Origin of the sequence: Methylomonas koyamae, from assembly GCF_001644025.1 — a bacterium.
Taxonomy (GTDB): domain Bacteria; phylum Pseudomonadota; class Gammaproteobacteria; order Methylococcales; family Methylomonadaceae; genus Methylomonas; species Methylomonas koyamae_A.
This window is the reverse complement of the sequence record NZ_LUUK01000181.1, coordinates 1-24784: the sequence shown is the minus strand read 5'-3', so window position 1 is coordinate 24784 and position 24784 is coordinate 1. Positions and strand designations below refer to the sequence as shown.

The following is a 24784-nucleotide window of genomic DNA, read 5'->3' as shown; positions in this document are numbered from 1 at the left end:
CCGTCAGCTCGCTTCGTCGCCGCCGGCCGGCGGTAACACCCGGTCCACGTACACGGTCGCTGCGATCACCGCGGTCTGGCCCATCACCAGATTGACGATGGGCAGCGTCAGGCCCAGGCCGGTCAGCGCGCCGAAGCTCAACATGCTCCAGCGCCGCTGTTGCATGAAGCGCTTTTGCGCGTCGAAGGTTTGGCCGCGCATTTCCAGTGGATAGGCGATGAATTCCATCGCGATGCCCCAGGCCGCGAACGCCGCCCACAGCACCGGCGCGATCAGATTTACCACCGGAATCAGAAACAGCACCAATAGCGGCAGCACCCGCAGCAACAGATAGCCGATGCGCTTCAGTTCGCCGAAAAACACCCGGTCCCAGCCGGCGTCGGCCGCGACCGGCGCGTGGCCGTGCAACAGAGACAAGGTTTTGGCGGACAGGCGGCTGTAATAGGGCGCGGCGATCAAATTGGCGACCAGCGTGAACGTGAAGAAGCCGATCAGCAAGAAACTGATAAAAAACAACGGCCATAGTATCCAGCTCAACCAGGATAGCCAGTCGGGAATCGCTTGGTGGATCAGCGCGGACACCGAGTGATAGCCGAGGATGAAGGCGCCGGTATACAGCACCGTATTAATCAACAGCGGAATCAGCAAATACTGGCGCAGTTCGGCGCGGGTCAGTAATTTCAGGCCGTCCAGCAAACAGCCGACGGCCAGCAGCGGGCTGTTAGCGTCGCGGATAGCGTTCATGGCGCCAAACTCCTTACCCCGTGCAGGCCGGGATCGACGACGACACCGCGTTCGGTGACGATGGCGGTGATCAATTCGGCCGGCGTTACGTCGAATACCGGATTCCAGGCGCCGACTAGCGAATCGCCGCCCAAATAGCAATCGGCCAGCAATTCGTTGGGATTGCGTTCTTCGATTTCGATCGCGTCGCCGGTCGCCAGACTCAGGTCCAGCGTGGAGGAGGGCGCGGCCACCATCAACTTGACGCCGTGGCGTTTGGCCAGCACCGCCAGCGAATAGGTGCCGATTTTGTTGGCGACGTCGCCGTTGGCGGTGATCCGGTCGGCGCCGACCACAATCCAGTCGATTTTGCCTGACTTCATCAACCAGGCCGCCGCCGAGTCGGCGATCAGCGTGGCCGGAATGCCGTCCTGGGCCAGTTCCCAAACCGTCAACCGGGCGCCTTGCAGCCAGGGGCGGGTTTCGTCGGCGTAGACTTTGTTAATCTGACCGCGCCGGTGCAGGCTGCGGATCACGCCCAGCGCGGTGCCGTAACCGCCGGTGGCCAACGCGCCGGCATTGCAATGGGTCAGTACCGAGCAAGCCCCGCCGATTAAATCGGCGCCGCGTTCGCCCATCGCATAATTGGCGGCGATGTCGTCGGCATGGATGGCTTCGGCTTTGGCGGCGAGCGCCGCGAGCGGGTCGGCGGGCGCGGCGGCCAGCACGTCGCGCATTTGCGCCAGTGCCCAGAACAGATTGACGGCGGTCGGCCGCGATGCGGCCAGCAGGTCGATGTCGCGGGCGACTTTGTCTTGCCAGGTCGGGTCCGGGTAGTGATATTTGGCCGACAGTACGACGCCGTAGGCGGCGGCGATGCCGATGGCCGGCGCGCCGCGCACCCGCATCGACACGATCGCGTCGGCCACGCCGGCGGCATCGCGGTATTCGTCGTAACGGATATGCGCCGGTAAGGCCCGTTGATCCAAGACGTTCAGACTGGAGCCGGTCCACTGTAGGGCTTGTACCGATAATTGAGAGCTCATGCGTAAGATGTATGTTGTCGGAAAAGGGGGCTTGGCTTAGATCTACTTTGTCAGATTATTCAATAAGCATTGTCATTCCGGCATGGATTGCCGGACGCGTTAGAGCGCGGAGCGAACCCGGACTCCATGAATGGATTTAAGCCTACCCTCCATGGCGCTGGATGCCCGTTTCCCGGCGGGCATGACGGTCTTGAACAAATCCGACAAAGCAGAATTTAGTCGCTGTCGTCAGGCAACGGTTCGGGAAGTCGAAGATTTTACCTGAGCGTTTCGACTATTTTAAGCCGATTCCGGCCCGCTTCGATAGGCCGGCGTTCGGCTTGACCGGGCGCGGAGGGCCCACTTTAACCGCTTTCGTCGTCCAGGCCGGGATATTGCGCTATTAAACCCCGTAAATAGTGCAAGGCCCGCGGCAGGTCGTATTTTTCGACCAATGGGTCCATGGTTTGGATTGCTTCGGCCGCGACCACGCTGGCCAGCGCCGGCTTGAGGTCGCGCCAAGCGTCGGCGGCTTTCAAATTGCCGCCCGCCAGCAATATCGCCAGTTCCCGGAGCCGCTCGCGTAAGGTGTCGAGCGAAATCGGCGCGGCCGCCGCCGGCGGATCGACGTCGCGGGCGCTGGTGCCGGCGGCGGGAATCCAGCGCCGCAACACATCGAACAACAGGTCCGGATCGAAGGGTTTGGCCAGAAAATCGTTCATGCCGGCGTCGCGGCAGGCTTGGCGGTCTTCCTCGAAGGCGTTGGCGGTCATCGCCACGATGGGTAGCTCGCGGCCGTGGTCGGTGTTCCGAATCAAGCGGGTGGCTTGCAGGCCGTCCATGACCGGCATCTGCATGTCCATTAAAATAAGGTCGTAGCGGCGTAGCTCGACCATTTCCAGTGCTTGTTGGCCGTGCTCGGCCACGTCGACTCGCAAGCCGACGCTTTCCAGCAAGGCCTTGGCGACTTCTTGGTTGATATCGTTGTCCTCGACCAACAAAATCTCGGCCGAGCGACGGAAATCGGGCGCCGGCACTTGGGCGATCGGCGCGCTAGGGTTCAGCTCGCGTTGCAGCGGAACTTCGAACCAAAAGGTGCTGCCCTGGCCCGGTTGGCTGTCGACGCCGACGTTGCCGGCCATCATCCGCGCCAAGTGGCGGCTGATGGCCAAGCCCAAGCCGCTGCCGCCGTAGCGGCGGGTGGTCGAGGATTGGCCCTGCTCGAAAGCGTTGAACACCCGCGCGCACTGTTCCGGCGTCATGCCGATACCGCTGTCCTCGACTTCGAAACGCACCCAGCATTGATGCTCGTCGCACGATTGCAGGCGGCTGCGCAGCACGATCCGGCCCTGTTCGGTGAATTTGACGGCATTACTCAGATAGTTGATTAAGATCTGGCAGATGCGCAGCGGATCGCCGAGCAGTATCAAGGTGTTCAGCGGCGGATCGGTTTCGTGGGTCAGGCTCAGGTGTTTGGCGGCGGCGCGCTCGCCGACGATGCTGCAGGCGTGATCGGCGATGGCGGCGATATTCAGCGAGGTTTTCTCCAAGGTCATGCGTTCGGCCTCGATTTTCGACAGATCGAGGATATCGTTGATCAAACCGAGCAAGTGCTTGCCGGCCACGCTGATTTTTTCTAGCTTATCGCGTTGGCTGGGTTGGGTTATCTCCATGCGCAGCAAGTGAGCCATGCCCAGAATCGCGTTCATCGGGGTACGGATTTCGTGGCTCATATTGGCCAGGAAAGCGCTCTTGGCGCGATTGGCGCTTTCGGCTTCCTCGCGGGCGAGTTCCAGTTCGGCGGTACGCGAACGCACCAAGTCGGCCAGATGATCGCGGTAATTACGCAGCTCGGTTTCGGCCCGCTTGAGTTCGCCGATGTCGGTAATCACCACGACTCGACAGCTATGGTGGGCGAAGATGATGTCGTGCGAACTGACCACGACCGGTACCGCGCTGCCGTCCTTGCGCAGATGTTGCCATTCGCCGGTATTGGCGAACCCGCGCAGTTTGGCGGCGAGCTCGATGATCTTGGGTCTCTGCGTGGCGTCGAACAAGTCGGTCAGCAGCAGGTGTTGCGCTTCGTCGGCTCGGTAGCTGTAAAGCGCGGTGAAGGCGTCGTTGACCGCCACCAGCTTTAGCGTGCCGCGCTCGTAAATCAGCATCGGCGCCGGGTTGTGCTCGAACAAATTGCGAAATTGCGCTTCTATCGATTTGCGTTCGGTAATGTCCGACCAGATCAGCGATAACATCGGCCGATTTTCGATTTGAATCGCTTGGACGCTGACGTGAACATCGCGCGGACTGCCGTCCTTGCAACGGCTGAGCGTGTCGAATTGCCGGGCGTCCCGGCCCTCGGTCGGGGCTAGCCTTTCCAGCATTGGCGCGGCGTCGGCTTGGATATCCGGCAGGCGCAGTTTGGCGAATTCGTCGCGACTGTAACCGAGGTTTTCGCAGGCGGCGTCGTTGAATTCGACGAAAGCCAGCGTCTCGGCATCGATGAGCATGATGGCGTCCGAGGCTTGCGAAACGATGGCCCGAAAGATTTTCTCGCGCTTACGCGATTTTTCCTCGATTTGGCGGCGTTCTATCGTCGAAGCGAGCCGCTCGGCGACCGCATTCAGCAACTGTTGCTCTTCGGCCAGCATCGCCGGGGCGTCGGCCGGGGTGGGCGGCGGTATCGCATAGGCGACGCTAACTTCGCCGTCGTTCAACGTCCCGACGCGGATCGGGGCGCTGATCCAAGCTGCGTCGGCCGAGCACTCGCCACTGCGAAACGTGAGATCTCGCCAGCGTATCGCCGCGACCGCGAAATCGGGGTAAGGCCAACCGGCCGGTAGTTCCTGGACAGCCGCTTGCAGCACGTCCGGCAAAGGCAGGTTCAAATTTTCGGTGGCGCGAAACACCGCGTGCAAGCAGGCTTGCTCTTGAATGCGCCGGTCCAGGGCCCGTTGCGCTTGGTACAACTGAGTGATGTCGCGCGCCATGCCCAATACGCCGAGTAGCTTGCCGTCGGCGGTCGTCACCGGGGTTTTGATGGTTTCGTATAGCCCGGTGTGGCTGGCGTCGGCCAGGGTCAGCCATTCCTGGTTGATCATCGGTTTGCCGGCGGCGACGGCTTTGAAGTCGTGTTCCCGAAAAAAGTCGGCGAGTTCGACATCGACGAAATCGTAGTCGGTCTTGCCGACGATGCTGGCTTCGTCGGCGCCGAATAGGGCTTCGAAACTGGCGTTGCAGAGCAGATAGGTGCCGTTGGGGTCCTTGAACCAGACTTTGTCCGGCATGGCCCTGAGCAGGGTGCGCAGTAGTTCGCGGTGTTCGGCCAAGGCATCGAGCACCCGTTGGCGTTCGGAAAAATAACTGGCCAAGGCCATGCCGATCACCGACAGTACCGACATGAACAGCCAGTAATTGATTTCCGGTTGGCCGATCGGCCGGTTTTGGTAAATTTCCCAATGGTGTCCGTTCATGCCGACCATGGCTTGCATCGCGATGACCGCGAGAATCAGGGTCGTGGTTCTCGGTCCGACCCTGACCGCCGCCCAACTAACCAACAAGTAAATCCACGGCGTTTTGGCGTATTCGCCCAAGTTGTCCTGAAACCAGTTTAAAAATACGATTTGGCCGGCCAGCGCGCTCAAGCCCAGAATCAGGCAGGCTTCGGCGACCGGCTTGAAGCGGCGCGGTAGGCGAAGACCGTCCCGCCAGACCAGAATCAGCGGCGCGACCAGTATCGTGCCTAGTGTGTCGCCCAACCACCAGTGCAACAACGCGATCCGGAAACCGGCCGTATCGACTACGCCGTTGATCAATAGGCAGCTAGCGCCGACTAGCGCCGACAGCGTACACGCCAGTCCGCCGAAGCCGATCAATAACAAATAATCGGCGAGGTTGAGGATGCGGCGGTCGAATCCGACGATTCGCCGCAGCAGATAAGCGCCCAAGCCGGCGCTGGCAATGCTACCGGCCGAGATGGCCAGCGCGATAGCCGGCGGTTGGCCTTGCCACAGATTTAAACTCAGCGCACCGAGCCCGAGCGCCCATAAATAACGGTGGCCGCCGAGAAGTATCGTCGCCAGCGCCAGACCGCTGGGCAAAAACAGCACGCTGGCGACGCTGACGGTGGAGAAATACAGCAGGGACAGTCGGCCGCTCAACGCATAAAGCCCCGCGATGCCGAAACCGATCAACCAGTCCGACAGCCTTACCGCTTTCATATCCCACTCACCAGCGCGCCTAGTGGATTGCGGCGCGGCCAGGTTTCGCCGCGCCCGGCCGGGAATATCCGAGGCGGGACGGCGCTAGAGAAACCGATTGGCTGCGAGGAAATGGGGTCTGACATGTTGTTTGACGCTTCTCGATTGGCGGGGACTGGTCTCGGCCCTACGGCGGCGCGGTATAATCATCGCCTTTTAAGCTCGGGAGTACCCATGCAGGTCGACCTTTTGATACAGGCCCGATGGATTATACCGGTGGAACCGGCCTCGGTAGTTTACGATAACTATAGTCTAGCGATAGATGGCGGCAGAATTGTCGATTTGTTGCCTAGCGACCTTGCCCTGCGAAAGTATCGTCCCAGGGTGCTGGAGATACGCGACCGGCATGCGCTAATTCCGGGCTTGATCAATTGCCACACGCATGCGGCGATGACTTTGCTGCGCGGCTTTGCCGACGATCTGCCGTTAATGGATTGGTTACAGAACCACATTTGGCCCGCCGAACAGCAATGGGCTAGCGAGGCCTTTGTGCGCGACGGTACCGATTTAGCCATCGCCGAAATGTTGCGCGGCGGTACTACCTGTTTCAACGATATGTATTTCTTTCCGGAAATCACCGCGCAACAAGCGCTGCAACACGGGATTCGCGCCAATATCGGCTTGATCGTGTTCGATTTTCCGACTCTGTGGGCGGAAAACGCCGACGCCTATCTGGCCAAGGGCTTGGCCCTGCACGAACAATTGCGCCACGAAAGCCTGCTCAGCCTGTCGTTCGCGCCGCACGCGCCGTATACGGTGTCCGACGCGCCGCTGAGCCGGGCGCTGACCTATGCCGACGAGATGAATTTGACGCTGCATATGCATGTGCACGAGACGGCCCACGAGGTCGAACAACAATTGGCCAACACCGGCCAGACTCCGTTGCAACGTTTGCGCGATCTGGGTTTGCTGACTTCCTCGTTCATTGCCGTGCACATGACCCAGATGTCCGCCGAGCAAATCGCCGAATTCGCCGAGACCGGCGCGCATATTGTCCATTGTCCGGAATCCAACTTGAAACTGGCCAGCGGATTCTGTCCGGTGGCGGACTGCTTGGCGGCCGGTATCAACGTGGCGTTGGGGACAGACGGCGCCGCGAGCAATAACGATCTGGATATGCTGGGCGAAATGCGCACCGCGGCCTTATTGGCCAAGGGTGTCGCCGGCGACGCCAGTGCGGTGTCGGCCTGGACGGCGCTGGAGATGGCGACGATCAACGGCGCGAAAGCGCTGGGCTTGGACACCGAGATCGGTTCGCTGCTGCTCGGCAAGGCAGCCGATGTCGTGGCCATCGATTTAAGCGCCCCGGAAACTCAGCCGTGCTTTCATCCGGTCGCGCAAATCGTCTACGCGGCCGGCCGGCATCAAGTCAGCGACGCGTGGGTAGCCGGCAAACCCTTACTAAGTCAACGCCGTCTGACGACGCTAGATCTCGACGAACTGACGCAACGCGTCGAGCAGTGGCGCCAAAGGATGAACGCCGGGCCGAGCTAGAAGGATATTGCCAGCGGTCGGCGCCGAAGGAAACACGGTGTTGATGGTCCTGACCGGTTGGCTACCTGCCGAGCCTCGATAGCGCGCCGGACAGGTTTTTGTTGAGGGCGCGCGTTGGCCGAAACGAAGTCATGGCTTCGGCTTCGCTTCTCTCAAGTTTCCCGCCCCAGCGCTCACCGCTTGGCTGCCGAGAACCAGAACGGCGCTTACCGGTCGCCGGGCGTAGGGATGTTCCGCCAAATCAAGACGGCACGCTTACAGTTTCAAATTATCCAAGGCCGTAACAGAGACGGCATCTCCTAAAATTGTCTATAGAAAACTTCTGCAATAGGCTATATTTCAACCGGAACTGAAAAGTCTAAGCGGGAAAGCTAGCTTATCCGAGGTGTTGAAATCAGCTGGCGGGCCGCTTTAGATGGAATGGGTATTTTTATTTAAAATTAAGCCAGATATTTTTAAATTAAAAATATTCAATTGCATATTCGAATTCATATTCGAATTTCGGCAGGGCTCTGTCGATGTTTGAACTTAGCTTCCAGGCACTATAGAGTAACTGAGCGTTTTATGAGTCAATCGGATTTCGAAGAGTATTCCCAAAAATCGATACATTTTTTTAGTCGCCACGTTCCGCCGTTATTGGTAAAAGCGCTGAGTTTAATTCAATCAAATCCCACCGTGGTGGATGTGGGTTGCGGCGATGGGCATTTGGTTTGGTCGTTGTCCGAGAATAGTCATATCGCTGTCAATAGCCGAGTAATCGGCGTCGATATGTCGCCTATTCGCGTTCGACGATTCAGCGAATTAACCGGCTATCCTGGCATTGTGGCCGAAGGACACCATATTCCGGGATTGGCCGACGAAAGTGTCGATCTTACGATCAGTACCATGGTTTTGGAGCACGTACCGGACGAACTCGAATATCTGGCCGAATTGGCGAGAATCACCCGTCGGGGCGGTTGGTTGTATCTCAGTACCGTCATTAGAAAATCCGGCGCATGGTATTTTCGCAAGGCGCCGGACGGGCGGCGCGTACTCGATTCCACGCATCTTCGAGAATATCCTTCGGTGGATTCGGTGGTTAAATTATTAGAAGCCAGTGGTTTTACCGTAAATGATCAATGCCTTACCCGTTTGATTTTTCCGATTGCTCATCCTGTCGTCAGGCTTTTGCATGCCTGGAGACCGATTAAAGAGGTTCAGAGAATTTTCCTAAACCCGGCGTATGCGTGGATAGAGAAACTTGCGTTGCCAATTCCGCGTTATCGTTCGATTGAGCTTTTAGCGACGCGTCGCGATATCTGAGGCTCTCAAGATTCGAATGCTGTTTAATTCAGTCGAAAAAATAATAAGGCTTTAGTAAAAATACCCATTGTAGGAAATCAGTTAGTGACATCTGAAAATATCGAGTTACCCCGTATTTTGATTGTGATACCAACCTTAGGCGAGCGGCTTGACACGCTGCGAAGAACGCTGTCGTCTATTAAAGACCAGGCAGGTGTTTTAGTGGATACCGTGTTGGTATCTACCGCTCAAACACCGGAGCTTTCAGAGATTGCAACTACTTTTGGTGCAAGAGTCCTGGTGCATCCAGGAAAAATTTCAGCGGCGGTGAACGCCGGATTCTCGGAAGCGTTGCCGGTGCATCGCTATGCGGGCTGGCTGGGCGACGACGATATGCTGCGTCCTGGGGCGCTGGCCTCCGCGAGCGCTTTGCTGGGCAGCGATGCTTCCGCCGTCGTTGCTTATGGCGCTTGCGATTATGTTGATAGCAGCGGGAGTTTGCTTTTTACCCGTCGTCCGCCGTTCGCGGCGCCGTTTTTATTGCAGTTTGTTCCTGGTTTGATTAAGCAAGAAGCCTGCCTGTTTCGGCGTAGCGCGTTAACCGAGGTTGGCGGATTGGATGAAACATTAAAGTACACGATGGACTTGGACCTGCTGCTGAAATTACGGCGAGTAGGTGCGTTCGTTAAAACAGAACAGGTCTTGGCGGCGTTTTGTTGGCATGCCGGGTCGTTAACGATAGCCAACCGCCGGGCGTCGCTAGACGAAGCACAATCCGTCCAGTGTCGGCATGTTCGCGGAATTTTCAAAATCTTCAGCCCGGTGTGGATGTATCCCATCAGGTATCTTATTTTCTTGCTGAATTGGAAAATCAACAAAGGATTAGCAAGCGCTTGTGAACAGCAATCATAAAATCTTATCCGTGTTATAGGATGTGGGTTTGTCGGCTGGCCTAATACAATTTTCAGCTTAATCAGAGCTGCAAATAATAAAATTAAATTCATTCTAAAAATTTCAGCGTTGAGCTATGACAAAGCGAAAAAAGTACAATCAGACTCGTCAGCTTGAAAATTCAACTCAAGCGGATCTGAATAAAAGGAGTTCCGGTGCTGGCCGCTCATTCAAGCTATTTAATGCACAGTTTTTTCGTTTCTTAGTTGTTGGTACGATCAATACCGGGTTCAGCTACTCCGTTTATGCTCTACTATTATTCTTTGGATTAAACTATAAGTTAGCCAATTTGGCGGCTTTGATTCTTGGTATTATCTTCAGCTTTATTACTCAGGGGCGTTTCGTATTTCGGAATACGAATGGCAAGTTATTTTTCCGTTTCGCATTTTGTTGGGCCTTGCTTTATATTTTTAACATTCGTCTGATCGAGTTTTTTATTAACCAAGGCTTCGATGCCTACCAAGCGGGCGCTATCGCGGTGCCACCAATGACGGTGCTTTCTTACTTTATTCAAAAAATAGTCATTTTTAGGAAACGCGCGGTTCAACCCGAGACGTCAACGATAGAAAATATCGTTAAGCCTAAACTATCTTTTAAGAATACTAAATTATCGGTAGTGGTGCCTTGTTACAACGAAGAAGAAGTATTACCCGAAACGAATAGCCGGTTGCTTGAGTTAATGAAGGAGATGCAAGAGCTTGGCTTGGTGTCGCAGGATAGCTTTATCTATTACGTTGATGACGGTAGCAAAGATAAAACCTGGGAACTGATTTCGAAATTTAATCAACAGCATGCTTGTATTCGAGGGATTAAGTTGTCTAGAAATCGCGGTCATCAGAATGCATTAATTGCCGGACTTTTTAATGCGGATGGCGAAGCAATTGTATCGATCGATGCGGACCTGCAGGACGATATTCAGGTTATTAAAGAAATGATTTATAAATTTAACGAAGGTTGCGAAATCGTGTATGGCGTCCGATCCTCGCGAGAGACCGATAGTTTCTTTAAGCGAGTGACCGCGCAACTTTATTACAAGTTGTTGAAAACGATGGGTGTCGATATTATTTATAACCATGCCGATTATCGATTAATGAGCAAACGAGTGATCGATTGCTTAAAAGACTTCAACGAAGTTAACTTGTTTTTGCGAGGCATCATTCCACAGCTCGGGTTTAACACCGCGACAGTCTATTACGAACGCGGCGAACGGTTTGCCGGCGAGTCCAAGTATCCGCTAAGTAAAATGTTGGCACTGGCGGCCGACGGCGTCACTTCGTTCAGCGTGGTGCCGTTGCGGATGATTACTTGGATTGGTCTTGGCGTCAGTTTGGCGAGTTTAGCGATGGTCGTTTGGATTTTTGTGGCTAAATTCGCTCTGGAAGCGACAATTCCAGGTTGGGCCTCTACTGTTTTGCCCATTTATTTTATCGGTGGAATACAGTTGTTGAGCATAGGCATCTTAGGTGAATATTTATCCAAGGTTTACATGGAAACCAAGCAACGGCCAAGATTCTTTATCGAAGAGATTCGTTGATAATGATTGCAAACTTTCCCATCGCTTATTTGGACCGGCGATACCGCTTTTCTCTATACCTGTTTATTATCCTGTCGATTGCGTTGACGACAAGGTTGGTGTTTTTTAACGGGCCTTTCGGTTCCGACGATCTGGTTTATCTCCGCCGCTCGCTTGATGTTACCTACGGCGAATGGGCTAGCGCGAATTACAACGGCGCATTACGCTACGGTTACAATATTCCGTCCGGTTTCATTCTCTATCTGTTTGGAGTGAATCTTTTTACAGCCAATTTATGGCCTCTGCTATGTTCGTTAATTGAGATAGCTTTGGTATTTCGATTTGTTTGGAACGGGATCAACCACAAAACGGCGATTTATTCGGCACTTTTTCTGGCGTTGATGCCCTTGCATGTGGCCGTTTCTACACGGCTACATGCCGATCCCGTGGTGTCGATGTTTTTGACCTCTAGCTTCATTGCGTTTTTTAAGGCCGAAACAACCGGGAATAAATTGGCTTATTTTCTGACCGGTATCGCGTTAGGTTGTGTATTTTGGGTCAAGGAGTTGGCGGTATTAACTTTTAGTGCATTTCTTTTATACCCGCTGATTTTTCGTTGTTGGAAGTTTGGCTGGATTTATTTGGTTTTTGGCGGACTGGTGATGCTGTTGGCTCACTTTGCGCTGATGACAATGATTGCGGGCGATCCGCTGCACGCTTTTAAAACCGTCATCGGTCAGCTTAATCGTAGCTTTATTGGCGGAAACCAAGGCGAAGATAGTCCCTGGTACTATTTTTATTATTTGTTTTTCGATATTAAACATACCTGGTTAATACCGGTATTGGCGTTGTACGGTATCTGCGCGACTATCAAAACAATATTTTCCGAACGGTCCGTTAGCGCCGTTGCGTATGCCGCTTATTGGCTAGTTTCCTTGTTATTGGTGCTCTCGTTTTTTCCGGTGTCGTTGGCACCGCTAAAGTTTGCAATGAAACAATCCAATTATTTAACTTTGTTTCTAGCGCCGATCGCGGTTTTCGCCGGTATCGCGATTCAGCGTTTGCCACGCAAACTGGGCCATTTCTTGGTTTTTTTAGCATTGGCCGGGGGCATCGGTTTGTCGTTTTTGGAACAGCAGGCTTACCAAGTGTTTACCGCGAATAGTCGAGCGCTGGTGGCGTTCGCGGAACAACATCCCCAAAGGCTTGTTTTAGGTTCGGTCAATAATCGGAACATCGCCTGCGTCTACGCATTGTTGGGCGGCGACACCTGTGATCGACTGCGAATAAACGATTTCGCCGATATTACCGCCGAACTCACATCCTCGAATTCCGAGGAAGCCTACGCAGTTATTGATCGCGAAACCTTGGGATGGAGTCCCAGGGATATTAAACTGGACAAAGCCCCCAACTGTTGGCGGGACGGAACGCTTTTAAGCCCGGCGGATAGCGGAAATAGTCAAGCTTTACTCACGCTCGTTTTAAATTCGGCGACATTCTTGCCGGCAAGCCTGAAGAATAAATTGCAGAGTTTGCAGACACCACAGCCCGCAACACTTTACCGGGTCGATTTGAACAATCTCTGGTGCGAAGGCTAACACCGGACTTGGCGAGGTTTTCGTAGAACTCGGCGCTGTTAAAAACCCAAGCCTGTGTCCATCTTGGTCCACGCACAGGCCGACGGACGCATCCGTCACGGCGCGTGCATCAAACCGATTTCGCCGGTTTCGTTGCGACCTATCCAGCGTTCGAGCAGCGGCGCGATCGCTTCCGGCGCCAGCTTTTGCAATTCCGCGGCCGTGGGCGCCACCAAATCCAGCAAATGGCGGTCGCGGCCCAGATCGGCGATTTTAAACTGGATCTGGCCGGTCTGACGGCTGCCCATCACTTCGCCGGGACCGCGCAATTCCAGGTCTTTTTCGGCAATCACGAAACCGTCGTGGCTTTCCTTCAAGATACCCAGGCGTTGTTTGCCGAGTAGCGATAACGGGGCTTGATACATCAAGACGCAGAAGCTTTCCTGGTCGCCGCGGCCGACTCGGCCGCGCAATTGATGCAATTGCGATAGACCCAAGCGCTCGGCATTTTCGATGATCATCAAGCCGGCGTTGGGAACGTCCACGCCGACTTCGATGACCGTGGTCGCCACCAACAAGTCGCATTCGTGACGCTTGAAGGCCTGCATCGCGGCGTCCTTGTCCACCGTTTTCATGCGGCCGTGTACCAAGGCGATGCGTACGGCCGGCAGCGCTTGTGTCAATAACACCGCGGTTTTCTCGGCGGCTTCGCATTGCATTTGCTCGGATTCTTCGATCAAGGTGCACACCCAATAGGCTTGGCGGCCCTGAACGACCCAGTGACCGATGCGGGCGATGATTTGCTCGCGCCGCTCGGCGGGTAGGACGCTAGTCGTCACCGGCCGGCGGCCGGGTGGCAGCTCGTCGATGATCGAAATATCCAGATCGGAGTATTGCAGCATCGCCAACGTGCGCGGAATCGGCGTCGCGGTCATCACTAATTGGTGAGGCCGCATGTCGGTGTTGCTGCCTTTTTCCCGTAGGGCCAAGCGCTGATGCACGCCGAAACGGTGCTGTTCGTCGATGACGATCAGTCCCAGTTTGTGAAATTGCACCTGGTCCTGAAACAGCGCGTGGGTGCCGACCGCGATGCCGGCGCCGCCGTCGGCCAGCGCTTGCAGCGTGGCTTGTCTGGCCTTGCCCTTGAGCTGGCCGGTCAAGAAATGCACTGGATAGCCGGTGTCGGCAAACCAGGTCGAGAAATTGCGGAAATGCTGCTCTGCCAGCAACTCGGTCGGCGCCATCACCGCGACCTGATAGCCGCTGTGCAGCGCCATCAAGGCCGCCAGCGCGGCGACCACGGTCTTGCCCGAGCCGACGTCGCCTTGTACCAGCCGCAGCATCGGTTGGGCCTGCTCGCAGTCGGCCTGAATTTCCGCGCTAACCCGTTGCTGGGCGCCGGTCAGCCGAAACGGCAGCCGTTCGATAAAGGCTTGCTTGGCTGCGTTTTCGAAATGAAATTCCGGCGCTCGCCAGCGTTTAAAGCTTTGTTTGCCTTGTAGGAGCGCTAGGTGATGAGCCAGAAATTCTTCGAACGCCAATCGCCTTAGGGCAGGGGACTGGCCGTCGCTGAGCTCGGCAATGTTTAAGTGCGGCGGCGGATTGTGTAGGGTTTGCAAGGCCTCGGCTAACGGCGGAAAACCATTACGGCTCAACACGGCGGCTGGCAGCCAGTCGCGGATACCGCCGCCTTCGCTTAAACATAAAGTCAGCGCTTGTTTGACCGCCTTGCGTAGCGTGGTTTGCGGCACGCCTTCGGTCAACGGATAGACCGGCGTCAGCGTCGGTTCGCAAAGTTGCTCCGGGGACTGGACGATCCGGTATTCCGGATGCACCATTTCCAAACCGGAGTAGCCGTAACGCAATTCGCCGTAACAACCGATCAGGGTACCTGGCTTGAGCTGTTGGCTTTGTTGCACCGAGAAATGAAAAAACCGCAACGATAAGCTGCCGCTGGCATCGCCGATCCGGCAAATCAGGCTGGGCCGGCCGCGTTGGATGGCGTCTATAAACTCCACCGTGCCGCAGACTAACGCCGACGTGCCGGGCGATAATTCGCCGATCGGCGTGATCCGGCTGCGGTCCTGATAGCGCAAGGGCAGATGGAATAGCAAATCCTGAAGCGTGCGAATGCCAAGCTTTTCCAGGCGCGCGGCCGATTGTGCGCCGATGCCGGTCAACTTGGTGACCGGTTGTTGGGTGGGTTCCAGTGGAACGGATAGTGATTTAAGCATGCCGCCAATTTGGCATGCTTGGCGCGGAATGGCAATGCCCGGCTGTTGCAAGTCTTGTTGGTCCCCGCGAACCAAGCTAGTCAGGCCAAAGCGGCGCTGACCGAGTAATAGCAATACAGCAAGCCCGCGATACCGACCAGCAGCGAACCGAGTCGTTGTGAAGTGCTGGGTGCCGGTACCGCCACGCCGCGACTACCAACCAAAGCCAGCCCGTAATATAAAGGTATCACGACACTCAAATGGCCCAGCTCCACGCCCAGGCTGAACGCGGCGACGGCCCAGGCCACTTGCTCGGCCGATAGCGCGGCGATGCTGTCCAACAAGCCGCCGGCAAATCCCAAACCGTGAAACAAGCCGAAGCCGAATGCAATCGCTTGCCTGGGTTTGCCGTGGCTGAGACGGGGCCAGACGATGTTTTGCATCGACACCGCGACGATGCTGAACGCAATCATAGGCTCGACCAATCGCGGCGATACCCGCCACCAATCCAGTACCGCCAGCGTCATCGTCAATCCGTGGGCCAGGGTGAACAGCAACACGATGATCGCCAATTCGCGCAGCGAACCGACTGCCAGCACCAGGCCGGCGACGAACAGCAAGTGGTCGTAGCCGTGCAGGATGTGCAGCCAGCCCTGAACCGTGTAATCCCAGCCCAAGCTACTGTCGAAGCCGGCCGCGTCCAACGATAGTCTCAGTATTTCTTGGTAAGCCAGCAACGCTTGATTAATCAAGTGCCCGTCTCGATAAACGCTCAAGCGGTAGCTGACTTCCCACGGATTGCCCGGCGCAAACTCGATTTCCCGCAGCAGGTTTTGGCCGATCGCCACGACGCCGGGCTTTTCGGCGGGCAGCGGATAGGCTAGCCGATAGACCAACGCCTGGTTGACCGCGGCGGGTGCCGACACGGCTTTCCCGGTCAACGGTACGGAATCGGCGGTAAGGTGCAGGTGGGCCAGCAGATAGTCGCCATGTCGATCCAGTGCTTGAGCGTCGATGCCGCTATCGGCCGGCGCGCTTCGGTTGGCGATGACGATTTGCTCCAGCGGCACCGTCATCTCCAATAAGATTTGCTCGGTGCCGATACGCAAGGTTGCCGAACCTTGCGCAATCGGATGGGAAAAGCTAGGCCGGCCCGCCAAGCCGCCGGCCACTTGCAGACAGAAGCACAACAAGCAAAGCCGGCAAAGGCTAGCGATGCGCATGGAAATCGTCGTAATGCGGATTGATTTGCCGGGCGCGTTCCAACGCCGCCCGGCCTTCGGCGTCGAATCCGGCCGCCAGCAGAATCATGCCGGCATGGCCGTATAGATGGGCGTCTTCCCAGCGGTAGCTCAACGCTGCACGGGCGTGAGCGACCGCCGCCTGGATTTGTCCGTCGCGGAACAGCGCCCAGGCCAACGCATCGTGGCTCACGGCGTTCGGCCGCTGTTCGAGATCAAGCCGCGCCCAAGCGCTGGCGTTGGTGCCGTCCAGATAAGCGTCGGCGTACAAGGCCGCCAGATGATGGTAGTACTGGGTTTGGCCATTGCGGGTGGCATCCAGGTAAAAATCCAAAGCCTTGTCGTGCCAGTATTTCGCCGGCTCGGATTGGCCCAGGAATTGGTAAAGATCGCCCAGGCTTTGATAAAACTCCGGCTTGCGGGTGCAGAGCGCCAATTGCCGATAAACCGCCACGGCTTCGGCGTAACGCCGTTGCGCCGCCAGCCATTCGCCCCAGTAATCGGCGGCCAACCAATAGCCGGAATAGGCGCGTAGCGCCAACCGGTAGTGTGTTTCGGCCGCGCCGGCATCGCCGTGGCTCAATGCCAGATAGCCGCGCTGCAATTCCAGCCAGGCAAAATCGCGCATCGCCTTGGAGGACAGCAAATCCTCGGCATCTTGATAGGCTCGATCGGCCAGTTCGGTTTGCCCGGTTTTGTCCATCAGCAACGCATATTGGGCCAACAGCGCCCAGTCGGTTTGCCGCGCCGATTCGTTCAGCAAGTTTTGGGCATCTTCGATGCGGCCTTGTTGCAAGGCGATGTCGATCGCCAAGCCGAGCCGGCTCGGCGCGTCGTCCCAATTGGCCTGTGCGGCCAGTTCGGCTAGATGAACCGCTGCTTCGGCGGGTTTATGGTGGTGAGCGGCCCAGCGGGCCTCCAGCATCCGTAGCGCCGGGCTATCCGGCGCCGCGCGCCGCGCCGCCGTCAAGCGTTGTTCGACGGTGGCGCGGTCGCCGGGGGTGGCGCTCAGCCAGTAGCGTTGGGCGGCCAACATCGCCTGATTGACCGGGCTTTCGCCCGAAGTACCGGCCGCTAAATCGGTCAGCTTCGACCAATCGCGACGATAATCGGTGGTTTCGAAAGCGCCGAGCAGTGCCAATGCCAGCCCCGCCCAGGCGGCCAGCATCCAGCTCGCCACCGCGAGAGCCATTCTCGTGGCTGACCGGGTTCGCGAGCGGACGCGGTCGCCACGCGGCGCGCCTGCCGGTCGGTGCATGGCTTCGGTAACGGCTTACCAGGGCTCGGCCAGATACGGGAATTCGGTTAAGAACGGCTTGTCGTTTTTGACCGGATTCGGCGTGGTTTTGGGCTCGATTGGGGCGGAAGCCCATAGCGCCGGGTTGTTCAAGGATTCCACGCTGCAGGGTTTGCCGCCGCACCCGTTTTCCATGTCCAGAAACAAGGACAAAAACCGCGTCGCCACCTGGTCTTCCAGACGCCGGCCGAAGGGCCATGAGCCGTTGGTATCCATGTCTATCGACGCCACGTTCGGAATAAAGATTTCGAAGGTGCGCGGCGGTTTTATGTCCAGGCCTTTGACGTTCCAGCTGTTGTCCGGCATGTTGACCCGTTGGAAAAAACACTTTTTGGAGCGCTTGAAGGCCTCGATCGCCAGATCGTAGGTCTTGAACACCGAGACCGGCGCGTTGGAATGGTCGAAGCAACTGTTCAGCCCCAGTGCGTTGATCGACGGCCCGAAGCCCCAGCCCAAGTGGGCAAAGCGCTTGACGTAGACTTCGCCGAGTTTGACGTTGTCGGCCAGTTGCTTTTCGTCTTCCCGCAGATTCAGCGCGGCATCCAGGAAGGGTACGCCGTCCACGTCGACTTTTTTGTAATCGCTGAGGCGGTTGTTGAAGCCGGCCACCGGCGCCGGCGATTCGTGCGCGCCGCCGAGCTTGGCCAGCAACGACCATTGCGAATGTTCCGGAATCGCCTTGGCCTTCGCCGATGCGCGCAGCATCCAACTTTCGCCCCATGTCCGGACAATGCGTTCGGTTTCCGGGGTTTTGGTCAAAAACTTCAGCGGCAGTTCCAACACAATCGCGTTGACGTTGCCGCCGGCGCGGGCGTCCTGGCCGGTATAAACGAAGCGGAAATTACCGTTGGCATCCTTGTAAAACCGGTTGCCGTTCCAGGTCATTGGCTGCTTCGGTAGGTCTTTTTTGACCGTGATGCCCCAGTCAGGCAGGTTTTTGTCGTAATTGAAAAAGCTGTTGCCTTCCAGTTCAAGCAAGGTCTTAGGAATCCTGGCCTCGGCGGATTTTTTATCCTTGACCGGCACATGGTAGTACTGCGGCGCGTAGTTGATCGATCGGAAAAAACCGGGCAAATCGTTGAAGAAAGCATCGTCGCGGCCGCCGACGAAGGTCTTGATCGCGAATCCATCCGGCGTTTTCAGTTCGACGACTTTGTTGGTATCGATCACCTGCGAGAAGTCGCCGCCCGGAAAGCCCAGGAAATCTAGTTTCGCTTGGTTTTGTTGATTGAACGTGACCCTCACCTCGCTGGGTTTGAAATTAATGTATTTCTTGCCGACCGCCTCGGCGTAATTCAGCAGGTTTTTCAAATCGATTTGGTCGCCCATGCCCAGCGCCGCGCGCGGATCGGGATCGAATTGGATCCGGTAGAGCAGGTCGGTATCGAATACCCCGGCCTTGGGAATGGACGCGAAGGTCAAGGCCACGACGACTTGTTCGCCCTGACCTTGGTCGGCACTGGGGTAGCCGAATAAATCGTACAAATCGGCGGCGCTCGGCGGGATGTCGGCGAAAATCGAGTTGATCGCGTTGGGGTCGTTGTGGTCGGCGGCTTGACCGAAGTGCGGAATCAGGCATAGGCCGAGTGTCGCTAGACCGATTCGGCAGGTACGTGCGGTGCGAAACGAACGGAAGATGTGCATGGCTGTGATCCCCTTCTGTAGTTGTTGTAGGGAAAGCGCCGTTCGGCGAGGACGCGGGCCGGACCGGATTCGGCTGGGGCGCGAGTGTCGAAACGGAGTTTGCAAGCTAACTCCAGACCCGAATAAAGTCAACGTTACGAAATGTAGGCTTATTTCATGGAACGGGAGTCGGAACATTTTGCAATGTCCCATAGGCGTAATTGAGTGAAAAAATTCACCGCTTAAAAAAAAATTTTGGTCTACGATTCACATTATTGGCAACCTACTAACGCCTTCCAAGGGGGTAGACCGTGGTGACAGGCGCGAAATCCTTAACTCTCGCTGGTAACGCACTCCGCGAAACTCCTACCATCTTTACTAAGTCGCCGCTAGGCGCAACGCTTGCTCGCCGTCTGTTTTCGAATCGGCGCACCTCCGAACTTGCCCGCTTACCGACCGGCCTCCGTCCTCCGGCCGGCGGTTTTTTTTGCGCCTGGATACGGCAGCAAGGCGAGCCGACTTCGGTTTCGGCCGCGCGGATTTTTTTAAGCTCCAGTTCCGTTTATCGATGTCGTCTTAACTCGCCGCCGCTTGGCTGAGCGCTACTGGCCGATCGCCGAGTACGGCGGACGCCTGGTCAACCGCGACTTCGATCGAATCCCGTACCGGGCGGCGCCAAGGCGCGGCTCGGTTTAACTCACGGCTTGCCGAGCGGCGCGTCATCGCGCGCCACCGCTCGAGAAGCCGCGCGAAAAACGCAGCGGCGCGGGATGGCCCGCCCAGGCACAAGCCGCTGTCGGCGTTATCGAGCAAATGCCAATAACCATAACAAGGCGTTGCCCGCTGAATCTATCTATCCGGAGGAAATCATGAACTCACAACTACCCAAGTTATTGGCGCTGGTGGCGATACTGGTATCGTCGTCAACGGCGCACGCGACGTTTTGGTCCAAGGCCGGCAAGGTCAAGGACGAAGCCCTGCAAGCCGGCCGCGGCGCGGAAACCCTGAAGGGTGCCGACGACGATTACTTCAAGGACATGGACTACGGCGCCAGCAAGGACCCCGAGGCCTTGGCGCGCGCGCTGAGTCCTTACGTGCCGGGCATTACCGCCAAGGATGCCCACGACGCGGTGGTACGCGGCCGCAACAACTGGATTGTCTGGACCGCCGGCAACGACCGCTTCTGGAACGACATCGGCAAAACCAGCGTCGGCACGCTGGATTTTTTAAAAATGCTGTCCAGCCACGACACCTTGAAATTCAGCCGCGACAATCGCTGGAATTATTTGGGGCTGGTCAACGAACCCTGCTTTAAAAAACCGACCGCGCCGCGCCAGGACCGCTACGGCCTGTGGCTGGACGAACGGACCGGCGATTGCCCGGCCGACCCGTTCGAGGACGAAACGAAATATCCCGGCGTTAAAATCGGCGCGCGCGGTAAAACCGTGCCGGTAGGCTCCTACTACGGTTACGCGACCGGCGTGGTCGGCTTGCGTTTGTTTCCGAATCCGGATTTCGATGAGAAAGCCGCCAAGGCCTGGAACCCGGAAAAGTTCTATAACGATCCCAGCTATTACAATAACAAAGACCTGATCCGGCCTTACCGGGTCGGCATGTCTTGCGGCTTTTGCCATGTCGGCCCCAATCCGGCCAATCCGCCGGCCGATCCGGAAAATCCCAAATGGGAGAATCTCAATTCCAATCCCGGCGCCCAGTATTTTTGGATAGACCGGATTTTCTCCTACGAAGCCGATCCGTCCAGCTTCCCGTACCAGTTGTTCCATACCTCGCGGCCCGGCGCGCTGGATACCTCGCTGGTTTCGACCGACTACATCAACAATCCGCGCACGATGAACGCCGTGTATAGCCTCGGCGCGCGGATGAAAAACGCGCTGAAATTCGGTCAGGAACGCATCGCCGGCGGCGGTCTGAACAATCGTCAGTTCAACGATTTGAAACTGCCGGCCGAAAGCCCGCTCAACAGCTTTTTCAAACAACCGGATACGGTGTGGACGCCGCGCGTGCTCAAGGACGGTGCCGATTCGGTCGGCGCGCTGGGTGCGTTGAACCGGGTATTCGTTAACATCGGCCTGTTCAGCGAGGAATGGACCGAACACTTCCGCCCCTTGATCGGCGGCGAAAAAATCTCGCCGTTCCCGATCGCCACCGCTCGGAAAAACTCGTCCTACTGGAATGCCACCGAGCAACAAACCCCCGACTTGGCGCTGTTCTTCCTGGCCACCGCCCAGCCGGACTATCTGAGCAAGGCTCCCGGCGGCGAACAACATCTGAAAGCCTCGGCCGAGGTGTTGACACGCGGCAAGGAGGTGTTCGCCGAAACGTGCGCCCGTTGCCATTCCAGCAAACTGCCGGAAAAAGCCTATAGCTTCTTCCCCAACGGTTGCGTCGGTTCGGATTACCTAAGCTGCTGGAACAACTACTGGAAGTGGAGCAAAACCGACGAGTTCAAAACCGAGATGAAGGCCATCGTCGCCAAGCCGGACTTCCTGCAAGACAACTTCCTGTCCACCGAATTGCGGGTACCGGTGACCCTGTTGCAAACCAACGCCTGCAGCCCGTTGGCGACCAACGGCTTGGCCAACAACATCTGGGATAACTTCACCTCGCAAAGCTACAAGGATCTGCCGTCGGTCGGCAAATACACGGTGCATCATCCGATCACCGGCGCCGCCTACGACTACGACATGCCGGGCGGCGGCCGCGGCTACACCCGGCCGGCCTCGCTGGTCAGTCTGTGGTCGACCGCGCCGTATCTGCTGAACAACTCGGTCGGCAAGTTTTATCCCAGCGGCTCGGTCGAAGACCGGCTCAAATCCTTCGACGACTCGATCCGGCAAATCCTGTGGCCCGAAAAACGCAGCGGCAACCGCGACATCGTGGTGGTCGATTCCGCCAATCCGGCCGAACGCAAGGTCTTGAAAGGCCAAGTGGATGTCACGACCGCCAGCAGCTATCTGCGGGTGCCGAAAGGCTATCTGCCGGACTTGCTGCAACCGCTGGTCGAGCCGTTCAGCCTGTTGAAACCTTGGGCCTTCGATAAGTCCGGCGTGGAACTGGGGCCGATTCCGAAAGGCACGCCGGTCAATTTGGTGTCCAACATGAACCTCGATCCCAGCGATCCCAAGCACGTGTTTCACTTAATCAAAGTGCTGAAGGACGTTAAAAAAGCCTTGAAAGCGATTCCGCAAGGCGCCAGCGACGAAGAGGCCATCAAGGTTTTCGATGACAGAAAAATCGTCGATGACATGTTAAGCGTCAGCAAATGTCCGGACTTCGTGGTCAATCGCGGCCATTACTTTGGTACCGACTACTTGGCCGAGGAAAAAGACCGGGCCTTGAGCGACGCCGACAAGGAAGCCTTGATCGAATTGTTGAAAACCTTCTGATCGGGGAAGCCACTATGAGCGATAGCACAAAATATGACTATATCGTGGTGGGGTCGGGTGCCGGCGGCGGCACCCTGGCCGCTCGATTGGCGGAAAACGGCCGCAAGGTGTTGGTGTTGGAAGCCGGCGGCGATCCGCTAAAGATGCAGGGCGGCAACGCGATTTCCGACGCCAACCGCCTGCCGGAAGACTACCAGGTGCCGGTATTTCACGCCCTGTCCAACGAGAACAAAGCCATGCGTTGGGATTTTTGGGTGCGCCATTGGGGCGATACCCAGTTGCAACGCCGCGACGAGAAATATCGCGACGTTTGGGATGGCGAAAAGGTGGACGGCGTGCTGTATCCGCGCGCCGGCTGCCTGGGCGGCTGTACCGCGCACAATGCGATGATCACCGTGTACCCGCATAACGACGACTGGAATCACATCGCCGATCTGACCGGCGACGCCAGCTGGCACGCCGACAACATGCGCGGTTATTTCGAGAAAATGGAAGACTGCCACCATCGTCTGCCGAGCTACCGCTGGGCCGCCAAATTGGGTATCAACCCGACTCGGCACGGCTTCGGCGGCTGGTTGCAAACCGAAAAATCCATCCCGTTGGAAGCCCTGGGCGACAAAACCCTGGTGCAAACCCTGAAAGAATCGGTCGAGGAAGTTTGGAAAAACATCGATACCGATCCTATCGAAGGCGCCGAATGGTTCGGCGAAAGCCTGGGCGATCCCAACGATTGGCGGCTGGTCGAGAAAAACGCCACCGGCTTGCGCTATCCGCCGTTGATGACCCGCAACCACGCCCGCTTGAGTACTCGCGACCGCTTGCTGGAAGTACAGCAAAAACATCCCGACCGGTTGCATATCGAGTTGAACGCGCTGGTGACACAGGTGTTGTTCGACAATGACAATCGGGCCATCGGCGTTGAATATCAAAAAGGCGAAAAACTCTACCAAGCCCATTATCAGCCGGCGACGCAATCGGGCGAAACCCACCAAGTATTCGCCGCCAAGGAGGTCATTCTGGCCGGCGGCGCCTTCAACACCCCGCAATTGCTGATGCTGTCCGGCATCGGGCCGAAAGCGGACCTGGAGCGCTTGCGCATCCAGGTCCGCGTCGATCTACCCGGCGTCGGCAGCAATTTGCAGGACCGCTACGAAGTCGGCGTCGTCAACAAAATGAAACAGGATTGGGAAGTATTGAAGGGCGCCCGCTACGCCAAGGGCGATCCGCAATACACCGAATGGGAAACCCAACGCAAGGGCGTGTATACCACTAACGGCGCGGTGCTGGCGGTGATCAAGCGTTCTCTGAAACAGCGCAAGTTGCCCGATCTGTTCTGTTTTGCGTTGCTGGCCCGCTTTCAGGGTTATTTCCCCAACTTCTCGCAATGGATACCGGAGTTGAATTACCTGACCTGGGCGGTGCTAAAAGCCCATACCAACAACCGGGGCGGCGAAGTGAAATTGAAATCGGCCGATCCGCGCGAGCGGCCGTACATCAATTTCAAGTATTTCGAGGAAGGCACGCCGGACGGCGGCGAAGACCTGGAGTCGGTGGTGGCCGGCGTCAAATTCGTGCGTAGCCTGACCGCGCCGCTGATCGCCAAGGGCATCATCGAGGAAGAAGCCTTTCCGGGCGCGGCCGTGCAAACCGACGACGAAATCCGCGACTTCATCCGCTATCAATCCTGGGGCCACCACGCCTCCTGCACCTGCCCGATCGGCGCCGACGGCGACACCATGGCGGTGCTGGACAGCCGGTTTCGGGTGCGCGGCGTGAAAGGCTTGCGGGTGGTGGACGCCTCGGTCTTCCCGAGGATTCCGGGTTTCTTCATCGTCTGCGCGATCTACATGATCGCCGAAAAAGCCGCCGATGTCATTCTGTCGGAGACTTGATTCGCAAACCGTCACCCGGCGAATAGCCGTTAGTTTGCGGCTATTCGCCGGCTTATTGAGCCTGCTTTTCCATGGTTTCACCGTAAGTGCTCCGGCGAACGGGCAACAAAACGGCTATTTGCATTCTAAGGTTGGAATGAAAGCTACCGCGATTTAATGTTGAATCCGGTTATTGGGTTGGATTTTAATTCTCGGAAAATTCAAGGATTGGTAGAGCTAGGGATAGTCGTCTTGACCGACCCAAGGCGGAAGTTCGTGTATTTATCTTGAGTGTCGGTTTAAAATTTAAAT

The 24784-nt window shown here is 56.9% G+C and carries 15 protein-coding genes; 8 read left to right on the top strand and 7 right to left on the bottom strand.

The genetic code is table 11. From position 1 onward, the window contains the following. Positions 1-3 precede the first annotated feature (3 nt). Entirely contained in the window at positions 4-744 is a 741-nt protein-coding gene (gene cysZ / locus A1355_RS15870; RefSeq protein WP_064029900.1) for a sulfate transporter CysZ, read from the bottom strand. Next, positions 741-1769 (bottom strand): S-methyl-5-thioribose-1-phosphate isomerase, encoded by a 1029-nt coding sequence (mtnA, locus tag A1355_RS15865; protein WP_064029898.1) that lies wholly within the window; start codon positions 1767-1769, stop codon positions 741-743. The genes cysZ and mtnA overlap by 4 nt, the downstream gene beginning before the upstream one ends. 130 nt (positions 1770-1899) lie before the next feature. On the opposite strand from mtnA, the gene A1355_RS26440 reads away from it, so the two are divergent. Continuing rightward, positions 1900-2034 (top strand): hypothetical protein, encoded by a 135-nt coding sequence (locus tag A1355_RS26440; RefSeq protein WP_269454762.1) that lies wholly within the window; start codon positions 1900-1902, stop codon positions 2032-2034. A gap of 79 nt (positions 2035-2113) precedes the next feature. Here the strand turns inward: A1355_RS26440 and A1355_RS15860 are convergent, their stop codons facing one another. Then, positions 2114-5965 (bottom strand): PAS domain S-box protein, encoded by a 3852-nt coding sequence (locus A1355_RS15860; RefSeq protein WP_064029896.1) that lies wholly within the window; start codon positions 5963-5965, stop codon positions 2114-2116. 213 nt (positions 5966-6178) lie between these two features. Between A1355_RS15860 and A1355_RS15855 the strand changes: the two genes are divergently transcribed. The 5 genes from A1355_RS15855 (at position 6179) to A1355_RS15835 (ending at position 12841) form a co-directional block, all read left to right on the top strand. Next, positions 6179-7498, top strand: coding sequence for a TRZ/ATZ family hydrolase (locus tag A1355_RS15855; RefSeq protein WP_064029894.1), 1320 nt, complete (start codon positions 6179-6181; stop codon positions 7496-7498). 564 nt (positions 7499-8062) lie between these two features. Continuing rightward, entirely contained in the window at positions 8063-8800 is a 738-nt protein-coding gene (locus A1355_RS15850) for a class I SAM-dependent methyltransferase (protein WP_064029892.1), read from the top strand. Between the two features lie 84 nt (positions 8801-8884). After that, positions 8885-9691 carry a glycosyltransferase gene (locus A1355_RS15845; protein WP_197471830.1) on the top strand — a complete coding sequence of 269 codons (807 nt, stop codon included), beginning with the start codon at positions 8885-8887 and terminating at the stop codon, positions 9689-9691. 115 nt (positions 9692-9806) lie between these two features. Further along, positions 9807-11264 carry a glycosyltransferase gene (locus A1355_RS15840; protein WP_231883689.1) on the top strand — a complete coding sequence of 486 codons (1458 nt, stop codon included), beginning with the start codon at positions 9807-9809 and terminating at the stop codon, positions 11262-11264. A 2-nt stretch (positions 11265-11266) separates the two neighbouring features. Next, positions 11267-12841 (top strand): ArnT family glycosyltransferase, encoded by a 1575-nt coding sequence (locus tag A1355_RS15835; RefSeq protein WP_064029890.1) that lies wholly within the window; start codon positions 11267-11269, stop codon positions 12839-12841. A gap of 95 nt (positions 12842-12936) precedes the next feature. Here the strand turns inward: A1355_RS15835 and recG are convergent, their stop codons facing one another. The 4 genes from recG to A1355_RS15815 all read right to left on the bottom strand — a co-directional run bounded on the left by recG (position 12937) and on the right by A1355_RS15815 (position 19215). Beyond that, positions 12937-15054 carry an ATP-dependent DNA helicase RecG gene (recG, locus tag A1355_RS15830; RefSeq protein ID WP_064029913.1) on the bottom strand — a complete coding sequence of 706 codons (2118 nt, stop codon included), beginning with the start codon at positions 15052-15054 and terminating at the stop codon, positions 12937-12939. 80 nt (positions 15055-15134) lie between these two features. Then, entirely contained in the window at positions 15135-16256 is a 1122-nt protein-coding gene (locus A1355_RS15825) for a HupE/UreJ family protein (RefSeq protein ID WP_064029889.1), read from the bottom strand. Next, positions 16243-17466, bottom strand: a complete 1224-nt coding sequence (locus A1355_RS15820; protein WP_064029888.1) for a hypothetical protein — start codon at positions 17464-17466, stop codon at positions 16243-16245. The genes A1355_RS15825 and A1355_RS15820 overlap by 14 nt, the downstream gene beginning before the upstream one ends. 81 nt (positions 17467-17547) lie before the next feature. Then, positions 17548-19215: a DUF4331 family protein gene (locus A1355_RS15815; RefSeq protein WP_082885579.1), complete on the bottom strand. Its 1668-nt coding sequence runs from the start codon at positions 19213-19215 to the stop codon at positions 17548-17550. 848 nt (positions 19216-20063) lie between these two features. Between A1355_RS15815 and A1355_RS15805 the strand changes: the two genes are divergently transcribed. Further along, entirely contained in the window at positions 20064-22601 is a 2538-nt protein-coding gene (locus tag A1355_RS15805; protein ID WP_064029886.1) for a hypothetical protein, read from the top strand. Between the two features lie 14 nt (positions 22602-22615). Next, the gene (locus A1355_RS15800; RefSeq protein WP_064029883.1) at positions 22616-24493 is read left to right on the top strand and encodes a GMC family oxidoreductase; all 1878 of its coding nucleotides are present in this window, start codon (positions 22616-22618) and stop codon (positions 24491-24493) included. The last annotated feature ends 291 nt before the right edge of the window (positions 24494-24784 follow it).

Excerpts from the sequence above, each read along its gene's own strand:
- A1355_RS26440 (WP_269454762.1), top strand. The coding sequence starts at position 1,900 with ATGGATTTAAGCCTACCCTCCATGGCGCTGGATGCCCGTTTCCCGGCG.
- A1355_RS15850 (WP_064029892.1), top strand. The coding sequence starts at position 8,063 with ATGAGTCAATCGGATTTCGAAGAGTATTCCCAAAAATCGATACATTTT.
- A1355_RS15820 (WP_064029888.1), bottom strand. The coding sequence starts at position 17,466 with ATGGCTCTCGCGGTGGCGAGCTGGATGCTGGCCGCCTGGGCGGGGCTG.
- A1355_RS15815 (WP_082885579.1), bottom strand. The coding sequence starts at position 19,215 with ATGCACATCTTCCGTTCGTTTCGCACCGCACGTACCTGCCGAATCGGT.
- A1355_RS15805 (WP_064029886.1), top strand. The coding sequence starts at position 20,064 with ATGAACTCACAACTACCCAAGTTATTGGCGCTGGTGGCGATACTGGTA.
- A1355_RS15855 (WP_064029894.1), top strand. The coding sequence starts at position 6,179 with ATGCAGGTCGACCTTTTGATACAGGCCCGATGGATTATACCGGTGGAA.
- cysZ (WP_064029900.1), bottom strand. The coding sequence starts at position 744 with ATGAACGCTATCCGCGACGCTAACAGCCCGCTGCTGGCCGTCGGCTGT.
- A1355_RS15860 (WP_064029896.1), bottom strand. The coding sequence starts at position 5,965 with ATGAAAGCGGTAAGGCTGTCGGACTGGTTGATCGGTTTCGGCATCGCG.
- A1355_RS15840 (WP_231883689.1), top strand. The coding sequence starts at position 9,807 with ATGACAAAGCGAAAAAAGTACAATCAGACTCGTCAGCTTGAAAATTCA.
- A1355_RS15835 (WP_064029890.1), top strand. The coding sequence starts at position 11,267 with ATGATTGCAAACTTTCCCATCGCTTATTTGGACCGGCGATACCGCTTT.
- recG (WP_064029913.1), bottom strand. The coding sequence starts at position 15,054 with ATGCTTAAATCACTATCCGTTCCACTGGAACCCACCCAACAACCGGTC.
- A1355_RS15800 (WP_064029883.1), top strand. The coding sequence starts at position 22,616 with ATGAGCGATAGCACAAAATATGACTATATCGTGGTGGGGTCGGGTGCC.
- A1355_RS15825 (WP_064029889.1), bottom strand. The coding sequence starts at position 16,256 with ATGCGCATCGCTAGCCTTTGCCGGCTTTGCTTGTTGTGCTTCTGTCTG.
- mtnA (WP_064029898.1), bottom strand. The coding sequence starts at position 1,769 with ATGAGCTCTCAATTATCGGTACAAGCCCTACAGTGGACCGGCTCCAGT.